The sequence below is a fragment of the Phormidium sp. CCY1219 genome, from assembly GCF_035615515.1.
Taxonomy (GTDB): Bacteria; Cyanobacteriota; Cyanobacteriia; order Cyanobacteriales; family Laspinemataceae; genus CCY1219.
This window is the reverse complement of sequence record NZ_JAJENT010000348.1, coordinates 1-17529: the sequence shown is the minus strand read 5'-3', so window position 1 is coordinate 17529 and position 17529 is coordinate 1. Positions and strand designations below refer to the sequence as shown.

Annotated in this window: 15 protein-coding genes; 12 read left to right on the top strand and 3 right to left on the bottom strand. The window is 48.1% G+C overall.

The features are described from left to right. From LKK83_RS06310 to LKK83_RS06300, 3 genes are all read left to right on the top strand, one after another. Positions 1 to 223: DUF4351 domain-containing protein (locus LKK83_RS06310; RefSeq protein ID WP_324630107.1), on the top strand; the 223-nt coding region annotated here is incomplete at its 5' end. Between the two features lie 444 nt (positions 224 to 667). Then, positions 668 to 877: a hypothetical protein gene (locus LKK83_RS06305; protein WP_324630106.1), complete on the top strand. Its 210-nt coding sequence runs from the start codon at positions 668 to 670 to the stop codon at positions 875 to 877. An 81-nt stretch (positions 878 to 958) separates the two neighbouring features. Further along, on the top strand, positions 959 to 1681 hold the full coding sequence (locus LKK83_RS06300) for a Uma2 family endonuclease (RefSeq protein ID WP_324630105.1): 723 nt from the start codon (positions 959 to 961) through the stop codon (positions 1679 to 1681). Positions 1682 to 1832: 151 nt separating this feature from the next. Here LKK83_RS06300 and LKK83_RS06295 read toward each other — a convergent pair whose 3' ends face one another. Then, positions 1833 to 2546, bottom strand: a complete 714-nt coding sequence (locus LKK83_RS06295; RefSeq protein ID WP_324630103.1) for a hypothetical protein — start codon at positions 2544 to 2546, stop codon at positions 1833 to 1835. A gap of 85 nt (positions 2547 to 2631) precedes the next feature. Continuing rightward, positions 2632 to 3309 carry an actin-binding WH2 domain-containing protein gene (locus LKK83_RS06290; RefSeq protein ID WP_324630101.1) on the bottom strand — a complete coding sequence of 226 codons (678 nt, stop codon included), beginning with the start codon at positions 3307 to 3309 and terminating at the stop codon, positions 2632 to 2634. Positions 3310 to 3745: 436 nt separating this feature from the next. On the opposite strand from LKK83_RS06290, the gene era reads away from it, so the two are divergent. From era to LKK83_RS06245, 9 genes are all read left to right on the top strand, one after another. Next, positions 3746 to 4597, top strand: a complete 852-nt coding sequence (gene era, locus LKK83_RS06285) for a GTPase Era (protein WP_442957287.1) — start codon at positions 3746 to 3748, stop codon at positions 4595 to 4597. A gap of 321 nt (positions 4598 to 4918) precedes the next feature. Next, entirely contained in the window at positions 4919 to 6637 is a 1719-nt protein-coding gene (locus LKK83_RS06280) for an iron uptake porin (RefSeq protein WP_324630100.1), read from the top strand. A gap of 591 nt (positions 6638 to 7228) precedes the next feature. Then, complete coding sequence (locus LKK83_RS06275; RefSeq protein WP_324630098.1) at positions 7229 to 8200, top strand: carbohydrate kinase family protein; 972 nt, start codon at positions 7229 to 7231, stop codon at positions 8198 to 8200. 222 nt (positions 8201 to 8422) lie between these two features. Beyond that, positions 8423 to 9985: an ABC transporter substrate-binding protein gene (locus tag LKK83_RS06270; protein ID WP_324630096.1), complete on the top strand. Its 1563-nt coding sequence runs from the start codon at positions 8423 to 8425 to the stop codon at positions 9983 to 9985. 17 nt (positions 9986 to 10002) lie between these two features. Next, on the top strand, positions 10003 to 12399 hold the full coding sequence (locus LKK83_RS06265; RefSeq protein ID WP_324630095.1) for an ATP-binding protein: 2397 nt from the start codon (positions 10003 to 10005) through the stop codon (positions 12397 to 12399). Between the two features lie 140 nt (positions 12400 to 12539). After that, positions 12540 to 13970 (top strand): hybrid sensor histidine kinase/response regulator, encoded by a 1431-nt coding sequence (locus LKK83_RS06260; RefSeq protein WP_324630093.1) that lies wholly within the window; start codon positions 12540 to 12542, stop codon positions 13968 to 13970. An 11-nt stretch (positions 13971 to 13981) separates the two neighbouring features. Continuing rightward, on the top strand, positions 13982 to 14380 hold the full coding sequence (locus tag LKK83_RS06255) for a response regulator (RefSeq protein WP_324630092.1): 399 nt from the start codon (positions 13982 to 13984) through the stop codon (positions 14378 to 14380). A gap of 185 nt (positions 14381 to 14565) precedes the next feature. Further along, positions 14566 to 16344, top strand: coding sequence for an adenylate/guanylate cyclase domain-containing protein (locus LKK83_RS06250; protein ID WP_324630090.1), 1779 nt, complete (start codon positions 14566 to 14568; stop codon positions 16342 to 16344). A 60-nt stretch (positions 16345 to 16404) separates the two neighbouring features. Further along, positions 16405 to 16809: a DUF4112 domain-containing protein gene (locus tag LKK83_RS06245; RefSeq protein WP_324630089.1), complete on the top strand. Its 405-nt coding sequence runs from the start codon at positions 16405 to 16407 to the stop codon at positions 16807 to 16809. A gap of 1 nt (position 16810) precedes the next feature. Here LKK83_RS06245 and LKK83_RS06240 read toward each other — a convergent pair whose 3' ends face one another. Continuing rightward, a complete protein-coding gene (locus LKK83_RS06240; protein ID WP_324630088.1) occupies positions 16811 to 17242 on the bottom strand; it encodes a DoxX family protein in 432 nt (143 codons plus the stop codon). Positions 17243 to 17529 lie beyond the last annotated feature (287 nt).

Sequence of the window (17529 nt, the reverse complement as noted above, 5' to 3'; positions counted from 1 at the left end):
AGATATCCTTCAAAAGGGTCTCGAACAGGGTCTCGAGCAGGGGAAAAAACAAGAGGCGATCGCGATGATTATGCGTCAGCTAAATCGTCGATTCGGGACACTTGAACCCGAGGTCATAGAACGCATTCGCGAACTATCAACATCTCAGCTAGAAGAGTTGAGTTTGGCGTTATTAGATTTCTCGGAAGTGGGCGATTTAGCGACTTGGTTGCAGTCGTGTTAGAGTAGCATTTATTTCGCAGGCGTCGCATTTCTCTGTGAGGAGTGCGACCCTTGTTTTGCTCGCTTTCAGGGCGCTACTATTGTGGGTGCTGGTTCCAGATACAGGCGCGCCAGATAGTCGCAGAGTTGATAGCTGAAGTCGGGGGAATAGGAACAAAAATGACTCCCTTTGCGACTGCCAGACTGCGGTGATTAGCGTTTTCAACAATCCTTCGATCGCTTCTTTTTCAGTGAGAAAAATTACTTGGGATATTCTAGTACAATTAGAACGGGGCGATCGCAAGAGGCGAGGAAACCGCAATGCCTTGTTCCTACGGGGTGCCTGGAGGAATGAAAAGGCAATATCCGTGCGTCAGAGAAGAAGGCTTGCGATTGCTTTGATTGGCAATTTATGTTAGATTAGTCGCAGGGTGACAATGGTAAAATCCAGACGTCAAATGCACAAATGAATAACCAATTTGATGTATATCTGAACTGGAGAAAAATTCCTCCGATTGGGATGGCTGCGATCGCCAGTTTGTTGGTGGTTTGGTGCGGGGCGATCGCGCAGGGGCAAGGCATCGATTGCCGCAGTTCTTCGTGGGTCAGTGCATATAACGGTCGTCAGATGAATTGCTGTATTTCTAGCCACTATAATAGAATGAGAAGTCAGTGATTGGGGGGAATTTTATGTCTGCAGAACTCACCCAGAAAACGTCAACGGCCATGCAAGGGGGGGGAGGAATGGACTCCCCCAATGCCGCCAACGGATTTAATTTTTGATGATGGAGAACCCTTGGAAAGCAATCGCCATCGCATCGCAATGAATCTGCTCATTGCCTCTGTGCATCAAGCTTTTGCGGGACGGCAAGACTATTTTACTGGGGGCAATATGTTCGTCTATTTTAGTAGCGAACAAGCCTGCAATCGGGATTTTAAAGGACCTGATTTTTTTGTTACCCTTGATGTAGATGGGACGAAGGAACGTCAGGGTTGGGTGGTTTGGGAAGAAGGGGGACGCTATCCCGATGCGATCGTAGAATTAATGTCCCCTTCTACGGTCCGGGAGGATACGGGGCGGAAAAAGGAGATTTACGAACGGGTATTTAGTACCCGGGACTATTTTGTATATGACCCCTTTGCGCCGGATTCCTTGCGGGGATGGCATTTAGGAGGGCAAGGATATGAGGAGCTGAGCAAGAGCGATCGCGGTTGGTTGTGGTGCGAGTCCCTAGGATTATGGTTGGGAACCTGGGAAGGTACGGTGCAACAGGAACAAGCTATCTGGTGGCGGTTTTTCGATCGCGAGGGGAACTTAGTGCTGTTACCAGAGGAGGTAGCTAAACTCGAAGCCCAACGGGCTGAATCAGAGCGCCAACGGGCTGAATCAGAGCGCCAACGGGCTGAATCTGCACGGTTGGAGTTAGACGCGCTGAAGGAACGACTCCGGGCGCGGGGAATCGATCCAGAATCCCTGTAATTGCAGCGATCGCGCCAGTTTAAATTTGAGATAGGGGTGGATTTGCCGCCCCTATATTTATGCATAGTATTATCACAAAACCGATGACAGGGATTTCGAGGCAGTATATTGGCGCGGGAGGTGTGCCGTGAACAGCGATTTCGGGGGGTTGTTAATTAAACGGGCGATTTTGCAACCGTTGAATTTCGCGATCGACGCTCAAGCCAATTTTTAAAGCTTGATTTAACAAGCGCCCATATTCGCTGGCTTCGTCGCTAATTGCCAATCCACGCAAAGTGGCTAAGTTATTTTCAATATTGGCAAACAATTCGTACCGTTTATCGATTAATCCTTTATTTTCCCGCAGGATTCTTTCGGTTCTCAAACTGTTGATTAAACTTTGACGAGTGACGCGGAGGGCTTCGATGACTTCTTCGCGATCGCTAACCCCCACGCCCAGGTTGCCAGCCGCTTCTATTTTATCGATAACATCCACCGACTGCACCACTTCATTATATTTTTGGATTTCATCGAGAAAACTTAAAAACGTCTCGAATTTTTGGGTACTTTTCCACAGATAAAGATTGAGACCCAACATCAAGATTACGGCAATGCCGCCTGTGGCGCTGATAAAGTAAGCGGTGGCTTTCATATCGTAACCGGAAAAGCCGGAATTGCGAATCATCATAATCCCGAATGGCGTGAGTAAAGCAAAGATGAGGCAAAAGATAAAAAACTGGGTGAGGACAAAAGATATCAGTTTTTTACCCTCTTGGAGGAGAGAAGGACGGTAGGCAATGCCAAACCAAATATTGTTGGCATCGACTCCCCCGATCGCCTCTACTTCACTTTCTTTAATCGTTAGTCGCTCTAGATCTGAGTCCATCGCTCGTTTCTCCTCCTGTCATCCCGTATCGATTCAGCAATAAAGTGCGCGCACAAGTCCATCTTCGGCGTCATTCAGATTTAGCTTACTGATAGCCCAGGAGTTTGCCGATTAGTTGCAAGACGTTGAGATAAAAATTACCCTCTAGCTCTCGAAACAGTTGAAAGCTTCCCGGCGATCCGAAAAAGGGTCTGAGGGTCCATGCCATCTGCGTGCCAACAAATGCATACAGCAACAACCAAAATTGTAACAGTTGGGTGCGGGTTTTTTGGCCGGGAATTTCCGGTTCGGCAAGCATCTGCATCCCTTCATAAAAGAACTTAATTCCCAGAAATCCAGTCAGGGATAAGATGGCCACATTCAGCAACAGGAAAAACTCGTAACTCTGGGTGCTGATTAGGAAAAATAGCGTCACTGGGGCAAAGCCAAACAAAATGGCACTCATAATCGCTTCAGCAGTCATCAGCAAAGTCAAATACTGCTTAAACGATCGCTTCGACCCGAAGATAGTGCTAAAAATGTAGAGAGTCGGAAAACAGATCAGCAGAGTCAGCAGGTACAGGGATGGCAATTTAAAAAACGACGAAATTGCCTGCATCCAGCTATGTGAAGAGCCAATAATCAGCCCATAAATTCCAAAAAATACGGCACTAGATATCAGCAATGAGATGATTTTATTATCCAGCTTGATGCCTTTTTTGATGTGTTCCAAAAAAGTGTGCCGATCCTGAAGCAGGCCGATTAAAACTGCAAAGGGATTCATCGCATTATATCCTTATTACCAGGTGATGCTTTTCGGTTTCGATTCGATTCTAGCATCGCTTTTTTAAAGTGTCTCGAAATGTTGCAATTTTGTAACAATTTGGCCAACCGGCGACAGTACAGACTCTCGCGGGGGAGAAATAGGAAAAGCAAGAAACGTTACCGGGATAAGGGTTTCGGGTTAGTTGCCGGGATTTTCAGTCACGATCCTGCCTGGCTTTTTAAAGGTCGAGTTAAGCAACGGAAAAGTTTTGGTTAAGCCGACTTGCCGGAATAGATTAAAATAAAATCAAGTCGATCGCCAATCGGAAAGTCGTATTTAGGAGGACAGACCCCTGACTTTATCAGAATACACGCTGATTCCCGAAGCCCCTGCTGGATTCAAATCCGGATTTATTGGGATTATCGGACGCCCGAATGTGGGCAAGTCCACGTTAATGAACCAATTGGTGGGGCAAAAAGTTGCCATTACCTCTCCCGTGGCGCAGACGACTCGCAACCGACTGCGAGGCATTCTCACCACGCCATCAGCCCAATTTATTTTTGTGGATACGCCGGGCATCCACAAACCGCACCACCAATTAGGGGAAGTGCTGGTGAAAAATGCTCGGTATGCCATCAATGCGGTGGATGTGGTATTGTTTGTGGTAGATGGTGCGGTGCCGGCGGGCAGAGGCGATCGCTTTATCGCCGACCTGCTGGGCAAAACCGACACGCCAGCAATTCTCGCATTAAATAAAATCGACCGGCGATCGCCCGACGCGCCGGACTCACAAAGTCCCGAAGCCATCGATGAGAGCTACCGAGAGATGGCTGCACCGCACAATTGGCCGATCGCGAAATTATCCGCCCTCACGGGGGAAGGGCTAGACAACCTCTTAAAAACCCTCGCCGATCGATTAGAACCCGGTCCGTATTATTATCCCCCAGATTTAATTACCGACCAACCAGAACGGTTTATCATGGGCGAACTAATTCGCGAGCAAATTTTGCATTTAACCCGGGAAGAAGTGCCGCACTCGGTGGCGGTGAGTATCGAACAAGTGGAAGAAGCGCCAGAAATCACCCGCGTATTTGCGAAAATACATGTAGAACGCAAGTCTCAGAAAGGAATTATTATTGGCAAAGGCGGACAAATGCTCAAAGCAATTGGGTCGGCTGCCCGGGAACAAATGCAAAAACTAATTGCTGGAAAAGTCTATCTGGAACTGTTCGTTAAAGTTCAGCCCAAATGGCGACAATCGCGCATTCGGCTGGCAGAATTGGGCTATCGGGAAGAAAAAGAATAGGTGCCCAAATGCGATCGCGCTTCCGGGATAGCGATCGCATTCCAACCTACAGGGCGGAGGGTTCCAGCGCCAAGGTGAGAGAAAACTACAGCGTCCCAGTCACTTTGGGGAGGCGCGTTGTTAGGAAAGCTTAACAAAATCAGGGGAAAATTGACTCAAATCTTTACAATTCGATGGCGGTAAAATAAAATAGAGTATGTCAAAATAATGTCAGCCATTGTCCCGCCCCTGGGTGGGTAGGGAAAATGGCAGATTTTTCGTGCGATCGGGGGGCATCGCGAGACGGGGAGCATCTGCCAGTCGTTTATTGCGATCGCCTGCATGTCAGTCACATTTCATTCCAATTTACTAGCCAAAATTACCCGTCAGGTTTCTCAGGAAACCTTACTGCTTTTCCGTCTCTGGTTTATCTTCAGAAATTCCCCGCCCTTGTGGGCGATTCTCCTGGGAATTTCCGGGATGGCGTTGAGCGAGTCAGCCCTAGGGGCGATAACTCCAGCGCCAGAGGGGCACGATCGCGCGTTTTTCCCGCCAAATCTCACAATTGCCCAGTTGCCCGGGCACCTGGAAGGGGAAGCGGGGGGAAACCTGAGTCAAATCACCCCCCTCTCCGAACTATCCGACGTGCAACCCACCGACTGGGCATTTAGTGCCTTGCAGTCGTTGGTAGAGCGCTACGCTTGTATTTCCGGCTATCCCGATCGCACCTTTCGGGGGAACCGCGCCTTAACCCGGTACGAGTTTGCGGCGGGACTCAATGCCTGTTTGGAACAAATTGTAGCGGCGATCGGGGCCGAGGAAACCCTTCCCCCGGAAGAACTCGAAGCGATCGCGCGCCTGCAAGAGCAATTTGCTGCCGAACTCAGCGCCCTCCAGTCTCGCACCGATGCCTTAGAAGTGCGAACCGCACAACTGGAAGCAACGCAGTTTTCCACCACCACCATGTTCCGGGGAGAAGTGGCGATCGCCTTAGAAAGTGCCTTTGGCGATCGCAAAGCCGACAGCGATCGCCCGTTAGACGAAAACCTCACATTGTCGCAGCGCACCCGTCTCTCCTTCGATACCAGTTTCACCGGCAGCGATCGGTTGAATGTCCGCTTTGAAGCGGCAAATATGGCCAGTTTAGCTGCCGCCACTGGCACCCGGTTTGCCAACCGCAACTATGATGGAAACAGCGACAATGCCGTACTGCTCAATCAGTTGTTGTATAACTTTCCCATTGGCGATCGCGTTATGGCCCAGATCGGCACCACCGGGGATTTTGTCGAAATCTTCGACTTTGCCTCCACTCAGCCTTATGCTGCCGATGCCTTGTCCCTGATTAACACCTACAACCCCTTAATTTATCGCGTGTATGCCACCAACGGCGGACCGCGATTGGGGGCCAAAATCCGCATCAGCGACGCGATCGGTCTGGATACCGGATACTTTACCCCCGGAACTGCAGCCACGCCGTTACCGAATTTGGGATTGTTTAATGGGGCTTATGCGGCAGCAGCACAACTCAATGTAGAGGTCAACAATGCCGTTAATTTATCCTTAAGCTATCTTCATTCTTACCAAGGAGGAAATGATGGCTACGATTTATCTGGATTTACTGGAAGTAACAGCGCCGCCGATCCCTTTTTTAACCGCGCCAACTCTACCAATAATTTCGGCATTCAAGGCAACTGGCGAATCAATTCTCGCTTGAATGTGGGCGGATTTGTGGGATATTCTCATGCTTACACCCAGGCGGGAGAATCTGCCAATGCGGATATCTGGAGTTGGTCTATTAATCTTGCCGCTCCGGATTTAGGAAAAGAAGGCAGTGTGTTTTTAGCGGCTTTTGGAATGCCGCCTAAACTGACAGGAACCAGCGGCAGTAATGTCAAAGAACCAGACCCGGACACGGGGTATGTTTTAGACTTAGAATACCGCTATCCCCTCTCGAATAACATCAATTTAGCATTCGGGAGTTATGCGGCATTTAATCCCAATCATAATGATGAAAATGACCCGATTTATGTCGTGCGTTTTCGTCCCGTGTTTCGGTTTTAGTCAGCTTTTTCCCCCAGTTTCGTAAGTTAGCAATTTGCGAAGGGAGGGTGGGGAAAGGAGCCTCGCACGAGGGGTAGGTGGATTCGGCTTGTGGTTTTGGGTCGCGATCGCCCATGACACCCGCCCCGAAAGAAAATATTCTTTAATCGACAAAAAATCCAGGTCGGTTGTTAAGAAATGTGACGAATTCGAGGGTCTAATTTTACCCACCTTCCCACCCCCTCTCTGGGGGGCACAAAGGCGCAGGGGAAGTCAAGTTGAGGTGAGGTCAACCCCCGAAAATTATTACAAAAATTACAGGATAGCAGCAGTTATGATAAATGTCAAGATATTTTCGGGGATTTTGGCGATTTTGAGGACATCAAAAGCAGCGGCTAAACCCTTGGGAAAAATTTGAGAAGAATGGCGGATTTGTCAATTGCGGAAAAATTGTTTAATCTGCTAAGAATACCATCCGGAAATTTACAAAAATCCTTCGTAGAAAGGATTTACAGACAGAAACGGCAAGCCAAGTAAAGCGCCCCAAAAAGCGCTAGAGCTGGGGTACCGTGGAGTCAATCCGTTGTTGTGAAATCGATAAGGAGAAAAATCGTGACCGAGCCGCGCGTTTTGTGCATGGGAGAAATGTTGTTCGATCGCTTATCCGATCGCCCGGGATTGCCCCTAGAACAGGTGGACTCATGGACCGATTATCCCGGGGGCGCACCGGCAAATGTAGCTTGTGCGTTGGTAAAATTGGGCACCTCGGCGGGATTTATCGGCTGTATCGGAAAAGACGAACCCGGGGAAACCTTGGTGAACCTGTTAGACGAAGTGGGCGTGGATTGCACCGGGGTACAGCGCGACGACAGCGCACCCACGCGGATCGTGTATGTAGTGCGCGATAAAGCCGGCGATCGCAGTTTTGCCGGATTTGGCGATCGCGCGCCCACGGAATTTGCCGACACGCGCCTTAGCGCCGATAAATTGCCGATAGATTTATTCAAAAATGCCGAATATTTGGTGGTGGGCACCCTGGAACTTGCCTATCCCCAGAGTCGTCAAGCCGTCACCAAAGCCATCGAGTTAGCACAGCAGCACAATACCCGTATTTTTCTCGATGTCAACCGCCGAGATATGTTTTGGCTCAACCCCGGTGAAGCCCTCGAACCGATCCGCGAACTCGTCAAAAAAGTAGATTTTCTCAAACTCACTGACGAGGAAGCACAATGGTTATTTAACACCACCGACCCCACCGCGATCGCCACCGAGCTCGGCTCTAAAATTAAAGGCGTTTTAGTCACGGCGGGAGAAAAAGGCTGCTGGTATTGGTTAGCTGGAAATACGGGAGAACGAGCCGCTTTTGATGTTACAGTGGAAGATACCACTGGCGCTGGGGATAGCTTTACGGCGGGCATCCTTCATCAACTTTGCCAACAAGGCATTAACTGCTTGGATGACGCCAAAACCGCTCAATCCATCGTGGAATATGCCACCGCTGTGGGTGCATTAACCGTGATGAAACCCGGGGCGATCGCCGCTCAACCTAAAGCGGAAAACGTCGCCGAATTCTTAAAAGCTTAGGGCAAGATATCTTCGTCGGAGACAGTGCGTCTCCGGCGCAGCCCTAAAGTCCAGAACTCTTCCTTAATTTTTGTATTCAAATAAAACTATCATCAGCAAAAGTGGCAATTACTGAGCCGAGTAAAGACGGGATTAATCGCGTCTTTACGGGTAAGCATAACCTCGGGTAAAGCGTTACCATGCTCTGCCTGTTAACGAGTTAAATTGATGTAAGTATCGGCTATGTATTGGTCAAAATGCTATCATAAAATACCGGGAATATTAGCGGCGATCGGACTGACCCTCGCCGCTTCCGCTTGTGGAAATCTGCAAGCCAATTCTCCCCCTAATCCCGCTGCTGCTGATGAAAGCGAAGCGGTACAAACTGAGCCTCAAAAGCCAGAACGATTTGATGGCGTGTCGATTACCGTGTTGGCGCGCACTCCCCCTACCATCGCCGAACCTTTAGCCAAACATGCGGCGGATTTCGAGCAGCTAACTGGAGCTACGGTGAACATCGTCAATATTCCGTTCGATAAACTTTATCGAGAAATTATGGACGATTTCACCGAGGGAAAAAATGAATATACTGCCATGATTTTCGCCCCGCAATGGTTAGTGGATTATGCCGAAGGGGGATATTTGGAAAACTTAAGCGATCGCGTGGTAGAAGATGCGAGCATTCAATGGGATGATGTGGCTCCTTTCTTTCGCCAATTTAGTGCCACCTATGAAGGGGAAGTTTATACCATTCCCTTAGACGGGGATTTTCAGATGGTGTATTATCGCTCGGATTTGTTAGAATCAGCGGGACTCAATCCGCCGCAAACTTGGGAAGAGTATTTGGCGATCGCGAAACAATTTCACAATCGCGACCTCAACAATGACGGTGAATCCGATTATGGTTCCTGTATTTCTAAAAAACCCGAGAGTCAATCTTATTGGATGTTTTGGTCGATCGCCAGTGCATTCGTGCAAAGCAAAGGCACCAAACAGGGAGCATTTTTCGACCCCAAAACCATGAGTCCGTTAGTGAATAATGAAGCCTTTGCTAAAGCCTTGGAAATTTATCGAGACACCAGCAATTACGGTCCGCCGGATGAATTATATCGGGATGTGGGAGACACGCGATCGCTGTTTATTTCTGGGCGCTGTGCCCTCACTATTGATTGGGGGGATATTGGCACTCTCGCAATTGACCGCGATCGCTCTCGAGTTATCGATAAAGTGGGGGCGGTAATGTTACCCGGTAGCGACAATGTACTCGATCGCGAAACGGGTCAATTAGTCGCTTGCGATAAATTCACTTGTCCTTATGCCATTAAAGGCATCAATCACGCCCCTTATGCAGCATTTGGCGGGTGGTCTGGAGCCATTAATGCAGGCGTGGATACTGACAAAAAATCCGCCGGTTATGCTTTACTTTCCTACATGAGTCAACCGGCTCAATCGAATATCGACGTTACCCGGGGGGAAACCGGAATGAATCCGTATCGCATCTCGCAATTTACCAGCCGAAAAGCATGGCAAAACGCCGGAATGAGCGCGCAAGCTGCGAGTAAATACTTAGGCGCGATCGGAGTCAGTCTCAAGAATCCCAATATGGTGTTAGAATTACGCATCCCTCAAAGCCAACGCTATCAACAAGTGGTACTCGATAGAGTGCTGGTAGATTTTCTGGGTGGTCTGATTACCACGGAAGAAGCAATGGTAGAAATCGAAACGGGATGGGAAGAAATAACCAACGAAATTGGTCGAGAGGCGCAATTAGCCGCCTATCGCGCCAGTCTCGGACTCACCCCTTAACTGTGGAGTAAAGCAACATGAATCAACGGCAAAATAACTCGCCAAAACCGCGATCGCACCGTTGGGGCTTGAGCGTGCAACTGACGGTGGCTTATTCCGTATTAATTAGCATCGCCGCAGGGGCATTATCGGGCAGTCTTTACCTGCAACTGAGAAGCACCCAAAGGCAAGCCATTCGCGAGCGATTGCAAGATATTATCAGCCTCTCTGCCCCGCAAATTGATGTGGACTATCACGCTTTAGTTCTGGCTCCCAAAGACCGAGAAAGTCCGTACTACGATATCAATCAAACCAGGCTAACGGATATTAAAGAAGCCTCGCCGAAAATCAAGCGAATATACACTTTACGCCAGGAAGAAAATGGGCAAATTGTATTCGTACACGACTTGAATTATAATTCAGAACGTACCACCGAAATTGGCGAGCCACTCTCGAATATTACGCCTTTGCTGCGTTCGGGTTTGGAGAACATCACAACGCCGGCGATCGAAACCGAACTACAGGAAAATTCAGCCGGGGAGGTGGTGTTATATGGGTATGCGCCGATCGCCGATTTATTTGGTCGCCTAGAAGGCATCCTCGCCATTGAATTAGATGCCAGTTCTGTGGTAGAAAGCGAAGGGCAAGCAAAAAGTATTGCGATCGGCACGTTTTTACTCACTCTAGTCCTGGCTTGGATCGTGGTATGGCTGTCCACTCAACGCTTAATCGTGCGTCCCATTTTAGGTTTAAATAGCGCCGCAAAACAACTAGCAAACGGGAATTGGGAGCAAACGCTTTCCGTAGAAAGAGGCGATGAATTAGGCGAATTGGCGAAGTCTTTTAACAGTATGGCGCGTCAACTGCGAGAGTCGTTTGAAACGTTAGAAACTCGCGTCAGAGAACGCACTGCAGAACTGGCTGAGTCTAACGAACAGTTGGAACTGGCGAAAGAAAAAGCCGAAGCCGCGAACCAAGCGAAAAGCGCATTTTTGGCCAATATGAGCCACGAGTTGCGCTCTCCGCTCAACGCGATTCTCGGCTTCGCTCAACTGATGAATCGCAGTTCGAGCTTACCGCCGGAACACCGAGAAGATGTGGGGATTATTACCCGCAGTGGGGAACATTTACTGACCCTGATTAATAATGTGTTAGATTTATCTAAAATTGAGGCGGGACGCACGACTTTAAATGAAAGCAATTTTGATTTATATCGGCTGCTTGATGATTTGCGGGAGATGTTCCGATTGAAAGCAGATGAAAAGAAATTGCAATTGCTCTGCGATCGCGCTGAAAACCTGCCGCAATTCATTCGCACGGATCGGGTGAAATTGCGCCAGATTTTAATTAATCTACTCAATAATGCCCTGAAATTTACTGAAGTGGGTGGGGTTTCCCTGCGCGTAGAACTCGGGGACTCGAACCCGAACCAACCCACAGCCGCGCCCAATGATTCCTCCTCAACAGAAGCCACGCCTTGGCGATGGCTGCACTTTGCAATTGAAGATACTGGGCCGGGAATTTCTCCGGAGGATTTAAAAAACTTATTTCAAGCTTTTGTGCAAACCGAAACCGGAAAACAAGCTCACGAAGGCACTGGATTGGGATTGACAATTAGTCGGAAATTTGTTAAGTTAATGGGCGGCGATATGACTGTGAGTTCCGAGGTGGGTTCCGGTACTACATTTGAGTTTGACATTAAAGTGCAGATGGTCGAGGGGAAAGAAGTAGAAAGCGGGAGTCAACCCACTCGCCATGCGATCGCCTTGGAACCGAATCAACCGCGCTATCGAATTTTGGTAGTGGATGATAAAGCGCTTAACCGTCAATTGTTGGTGAAATTATTGACACCGTTGGGATTTGAAGTGCGCGAAGCGAGTAATGGAAATGAAGCGATCGCGGTTTGGGAAGATTGGGAACCGGATTTGATTTGGATGGATATGCGAATGCCCGTGATGGATGGGTATCAAGCCACAGAATATATTAAATCCACCACCAAAGGTCAAGCCACGGCAATTATTGCTTTAACTGCTAGCGTTCTGGAAGAAGAACGGGCCGTAATTTTATCGGCGGGCTGCGATGATTTTATGCGAAAACCCTTCCGAGAAGCGGATATATTTGCAGCGATGAACAAACATATTGGCGTGCGGTATATTTATGACGATGACGCCAGCGGAGATGGGGCGACAAATGCAGGCGGGGAGGAACTGACTGCAGAGGCGATCGCCACCCTTCCCGTGGAGGCGATCGTTAACTTGAAACAAGCAATTTTACAAGGAGACTTGCAGCTCATTGACCAATTAATCGAAGGCATTCGCGCCGAGAATGCGCCCCTCGCCCAGGCGATCGCCGAATGCCTGGATAATTTTGAATACGATCGCCTGTTAAATTTAATTCCCGAACCCGAGGAACAATCTAGCTCATCTCGGTTATAATTCACCTCATCAGTTCTCTGTCTGCGCGGGTTTGTCCCACGGTTGTTCCCCGGAAATCCCGGTGGATAAACCCGCCTCTATCCTCGCGCAAACCGACATCTATACTCTAGCAAACCCCTGGAACCTACCCTGCAAAAATTATGGATTCAGCCCAAAAAACCACCTATAAAGCCGATATTCTCGTGGTAGACGATACGCCAGCCAACCTGCGATTGTTAGTGGGAATTTTAAGCGATCGCGGCTATAAAGTCCGCCCCACGCCCAATGGCAAATTGGCCCTTTCGGCGGTGCAACTTTCCCCCCCCGACTTAGTGCTGCTAGACATCAATATGCCCCAGATGGATGGCTATGAAGTTTGCGAAAAGCTCAAATCAGACCCTACCACCCGGGATATTCCCGTTATTTTTATCAGCGCATTAAGCGATACCCTAGATAAAGTAAAAGCCTTTAGCGTTGGGGGAATCGACTACATCACCAAACCCTTTCAAGTGGAAGAAGTGCTCGCCCGCGTGCAAACCCACCTGGAAAACCGCTTGCTGCAAAAAAGCCTGCAAGCAAAAAATGAAGAATTAAAAAACACCTTGCAACAACTGCAAACCACCCAAAAAGAACTGATTGAATCGGAAAAAATGGCAGCATTAGGGCAGTTAGTAGCAGGAATTGCCCATGAAATCAATACCCCCCTCGGTGCCATTCGTTCCACGGCGGGCAATATGGCAAAATTTTTGCATCAAACCCTGGAACAATTACCCGCACTTTTTCAATCTCTTTCCCCAGAGGAAGGGCAGGATTTTTTAAAATTACTGCAAACCTCAATGGAGGAAAAACCCACCATTACCGCTAAAGAAGAAAGAAAAGCAAAACGCGCTTTAATTCGAGAACTGGAATCCCACGATATAGAAGATGCCGATGTGTTAGCCGATACCTTGGTGGATATGACGATTTATGAGAACATCGAGGAATTTTTACCCTTATTAAAAAGACCCGATAGCGCTCATTTATTAGACATTGCATATAAATTATCCGGATTGCAACGCGGAACCGACACCATCAACACCGCCACAGAAAGAGCCTCGAAAGTGGTGTTTGCTTTAAAAACCTATGCCCGCTACGATTATTCAGGAGAAATGACCTACTCCAATCCGATCGAAGGGATCGAAACCGTGTTAACGCTTTATCAAAATCAATTAAAACATAACGTCGAATTGATTCGCAACTATGCAGAAATTCCGCCGATGTTGTGTTATCCCGACGAACTGAATCAGGTCTGGACGAATCTGGTGCATAATGCCCTGCAAGCGATGGACTATCGCGGCACCTTAACCATTGACGTCAGTCAGCAAGATGCGGACATTCAAGTGAGCATTACCGATAGCGGGAAAGGGATTCCCGAAGCGGTGTTGCCGAAAATATTCAATCCATTTTTTACCACCAAACCCGCCGGAGAGGGCAGCGGCTTGGGTTTGGATATCGTGAAAAAAATTGTGGAAAAGCATTCGGGTAAAATTAACGTAGAAAGTCAACCAGGGCAAACCACATTTACCCTGTCGATTCCGATAAAAACAGCTTGAGGAGTTGGCCAATGTCTAAGCCAGTGATTTTATGTGTGGATGATGAAAAACTTGTTTTGCAGAGTCTGAAAACCCAACTGAAAAGTGCTTTTGGAGATGCTTATTTTTACGAAGTTGCCGAAGATCCGGACGATGCGTTAGAGGTAATTGACGAACTAAACGAGGATGAACTGAGCATTATTTTGATTGTTTCGGATTGGTTGATGCCAGGGATGAAAGGAGATGAGTTTCTGGTTCGCGTCCACCAGAAATTTCCCAACATCGTGAAAATCCTGCTTACCGGGCAAGCGGATGAAAGCGCGATCGCCCGGGCACAACGGGAGGCAAACCTGCATTGCTGTCTGTTCAAACCCTGGTCTGAAGCGGAGTTAGTGGCGGCGATTAAATCCGGTTTGTCACAACCGGGGTAAAACTGCGTAGAATAAAATGAAGAAAATCGGCGATCGGGGTGGGTCTTCTGCCCCGATGGCTTGACTTATGGGGAGAAAAATCGCCATCCGCCCGTTTCTCATCGGCGATTCTCGGGACTGATTTCCCTCTGCCCGATGGATTTCCGGTTCTGAACTAACCGCAAACCAACCACTACCAACCAACCGTGACCAAACAGGTAATTATCTGTGTCGATGATGAAAAAACCGTCCTCACCAGCCTAAAAGCCGAATTAAAAGCGGCCCTGGGCAAAAAATATCTCATCGAATTGGCTGAAGGCGGTGAGGATGCCTTAGAGTTACTCGAAGAATTACTCGAGGATGGATATGAAATCCCCCTGATTATTTCTGACTACTTGATGCCGGATATGAAGGGAGATGAACTCTTACGGCGGGTGCATCTGCTGTCGCCAAAAACCCTCAAGGTGATGCTGACGGGTCAGGCGACGATTGAGGCGGTGGGCAATGCTATAAATTATGCCAAACTTTATCGGTATCTTACCAAACCTTGGCAAGCCGAAGATTTAAAATTAACGGTTTCTGAAGCGATTTATAGCTATTTGCAAGATAAAAAGTTGGCGGAGAAAAATGAAAAGTTGCAGCAAATGAATCGGGAGTTGGAAGAGTTGAATCGGCAACAATCTGCTCTGATTGCCCAACTCCATGCCAATGAAAATCGGTTAATGCAGTTTTTAGAAGCCATGCCTGTGGGGGTGTTTGTGGTGGATACCACCGGCAAACCCTGCTACATCAATCAAAAAGCTAAAGAGTTACTCGGGAAAGGAACCGTCAGCGATGCCCGGGGCGATCGCTTGCGCGAAGTGTATCAAACCTATCTCGCCGGCGGGCAAGAACTTTATCCGAAAGAACGCGACCCCTTATTGCAGGCATTGAACGGCAAAACTATGACCGTTGATGATATGGAAGTTCACCAAGAAGCGCGGGTGGTTCCGATTGAAGTGTGGGGAAGACCAATTTATGATGAAAGCGGCCAAATCGCCTATGCGATCGTGGCTTTTCAAGATATCAGCGATCGCAAAAAATCCGAAACCGAACGCCAACAGTTTATCGAAGAACTTTTTAAGCTAAACTGCGATTTAGAAATTGCCTTAGAAAACGAATTAAAATTAACCGATAACGCCAGCCGATTCGTCCCGAATGAATTTCTCTCCTTCCTGGGCTACGAAAGCATTGCCGAGGTTAAACTCGGCGACGCTGTGGAACAAGAAATGTCGATTTTATTCTCCGACATCCGCAATTTTACCACCCTCTCCGAACGCATGACCCCGGAAGAGAATTTCCGGTTTATCAATAGCTATCTTTCCCGCATGGAACCAGCAATTATCGAAAATAACGGATTTATCGATAAATATATTGGCGATGCCATTATGGCGCTATTTGGAGGCAGTGCCGATGATGCCGTCAAAGCCGCAATTTCTATGCTAAACCGACTGGTTGAATACAATCAACACCGCATGAATTCCGGTTACAGTCCGATTCAAAATGGCATCGGCATCAACACCGGCTCCCTGATGCTGGGAACTGTTGGCGGTTCATACCGCATGGATAGTACCGTGATTAGCGATGCGGTAAATTTAGCCTCTCGGGTGGAAAGTTTGACCAAAAACTATGGGGTTTGCTTGTTAATTACTCACCAAACTTTATCCCGCTTGCAAAATCCCGCCGACTATCATATCCGCACCATAGACACGGTAAAAGTGAAGGGAAAATCAGAATTTATTACCGTCTATGAAGTGTTTGATGCCGATGATTCGCCAGTTCGAGAAGGCAAACTGGCTACTGCCGATTTATTTGAGGAAGCCTTGATGCTTTACAATCAACAGTCTTTCCAAGCCGCCGCGCAACGATTAACCGATTGTCTGCGAATTAATCCACAAGATAGCGTGGCACAAATTTACCTGCAACGCGCTCGAGAACGATTTTGAGAATTCTCTCTCGTTTATCGATAAAACGCCCGTCGGGTTTTTTTGCTATAATAGATGATTATGAATACTGCACAACGCTTACAAACCCTCACCCGCATTCGGAAACTCAGCCGCCTGATGGATACCGCCTTTCGCATCCCAGGCACGCCGTTTCGCATTGGTTTAGACCCGATTATCGGTCTGGTTCCCGGTTTGGGCGATTTAATTGCCACCGCTTTTTCCACTTATATTCTGTTTTTGGCGGCGCGCTTCTCCCTCCCGCGCGAAGCCCTGGGCAAAATGATTTACAATATCGCTTTAGAAGCGGCGATCGGCACAATTCCTCTATTCGGCGACATCTTTGATGCCTTTTACAAGTCGAACATTCGCAATTTGCAAATCTTAGAACAACATCTCGACATTGTGGAGCCAGAAGGAGAGGAAATGCCCTCGGATTCTGCTAATATTGCGGCAGAGAATTCTTGAATTACCAGCCGAATTTGGCGAGAATGTGCTTGGGAATAATGGAGGCTTGAATTTCGCGATCGCTCGGTAAGGTGTACCAATACGCCCAAGCAATTAACACCGCCTGAAAGGGAAGTCTAATGGCTTGAAATATCGGCGAATCTGGCACCCCGGCAATCTGAATGTGATTCACCGCCATGTTAATATTCGCCGGAAATACGGCAATAAATAGGGCAATTAACCCCCACGCTGCTGCTGGCGCAACTGGGGGAACTAATAATCCAATCCCACCGAGAATTTCAAAGAATCCGCTAATATAAACCAGTGCCAGTGGGTGGGGCAGAATACTGGGCACGATTTTGACAAAGGGGGTGGGATGGGCAAAGTGCAACACCCCAACCACCGCGATCGCGATCGCCAGAATCACTCGCAACAGTTCTTTGTTCTTTTGCATCGTAAAATTTAACACAACCCTCTACATCTCTCATCAGTTTAAGGCTAATGACAGTCTAATTCCTCTTTCTTTAGGAATAAATTATCCCATTTTTCGATAAGTTTTTTGAAAAACGGTATGTTGAAATAAGCGCGGCGAAACTTGACCGAAAACCCGCCCCGAAAAGTCATCTGCACCGCTTCTCATCAACTCGCAATTGCCTACCAAATCGCCTCTAACTGCAGGATAAATCCCGGTAGCAGGGGGTCTCCCGACACCGTGGCAGGATTATCCAGCACTTCTACTTC

Coding starts and splice junctions, on each gene's coding strand:
- LKK83_RS06305 (WP_324630106.1), top strand. CDS start 668: ATGAATAACCAATTTGATGTATATCTGAACTGGAGAAAAATTCCTCCG.
- LKK83_RS06300 (WP_324630105.1), top strand. CDS start 959: ATGCCGCCAACGGATTTAATTTTTGATGATGGAGAACCCTTGGAAAGC.
- LKK83_RS06295 (WP_324630103.1), bottom strand. CDS start 2,546: ATGGACTCAGATCTAGAGCGACTAACGATTAAAGAAAGTGAAGTAGAG.
- LKK83_RS06290 (WP_324630101.1), bottom strand. CDS start 3,309: ATGAATCCCTTTGCAGTTTTAATCGGCCTGCTTCAGGATCGGCACACT.
- era (WP_442957287.1), top strand. CDS start 3,746: ATGAACCAATTGGTGGGGCAAAAAGTTGCCATTACCTCTCCCGTGGCG.
- LKK83_RS06280 (WP_324630100.1), top strand. CDS start 4,919: ATGTCAGTCACATTTCATTCCAATTTACTAGCCAAAATTACCCGTCAG.
- LKK83_RS06270 (WP_324630096.1), top strand. CDS start 8,423: ATGTATTGGTCAAAATGCTATCATAAAATACCGGGAATATTAGCGGCG.
- LKK83_RS06265 (WP_324630095.1), top strand. CDS start 10,003: ATGAATCAACGGCAAAATAACTCGCCAAAACCGCGATCGCACCGTTGG.
- LKK83_RS06260 (WP_324630093.1), top strand. CDS start 12,540: ATGGATTCAGCCCAAAAAACCACCTATAAAGCCGATATTCTCGTGGTA.
- LKK83_RS06255 (WP_324630092.1), top strand. CDS start 13,982: ATGTCTAAGCCAGTGATTTTATGTGTGGATGATGAAAAACTTGTTTTG.
- LKK83_RS06245 (WP_324630089.1), top strand. CDS start 16,405: ATGAATACTGCACAACGCTTACAAACCCTCACCCGCATTCGGAAACTC.
- LKK83_RS06240 (WP_324630088.1), bottom strand. CDS start 17,242: ATGCAAAAGAACAAAGAACTGTTGCGAGTGATTCTGGCGATCGCGATC.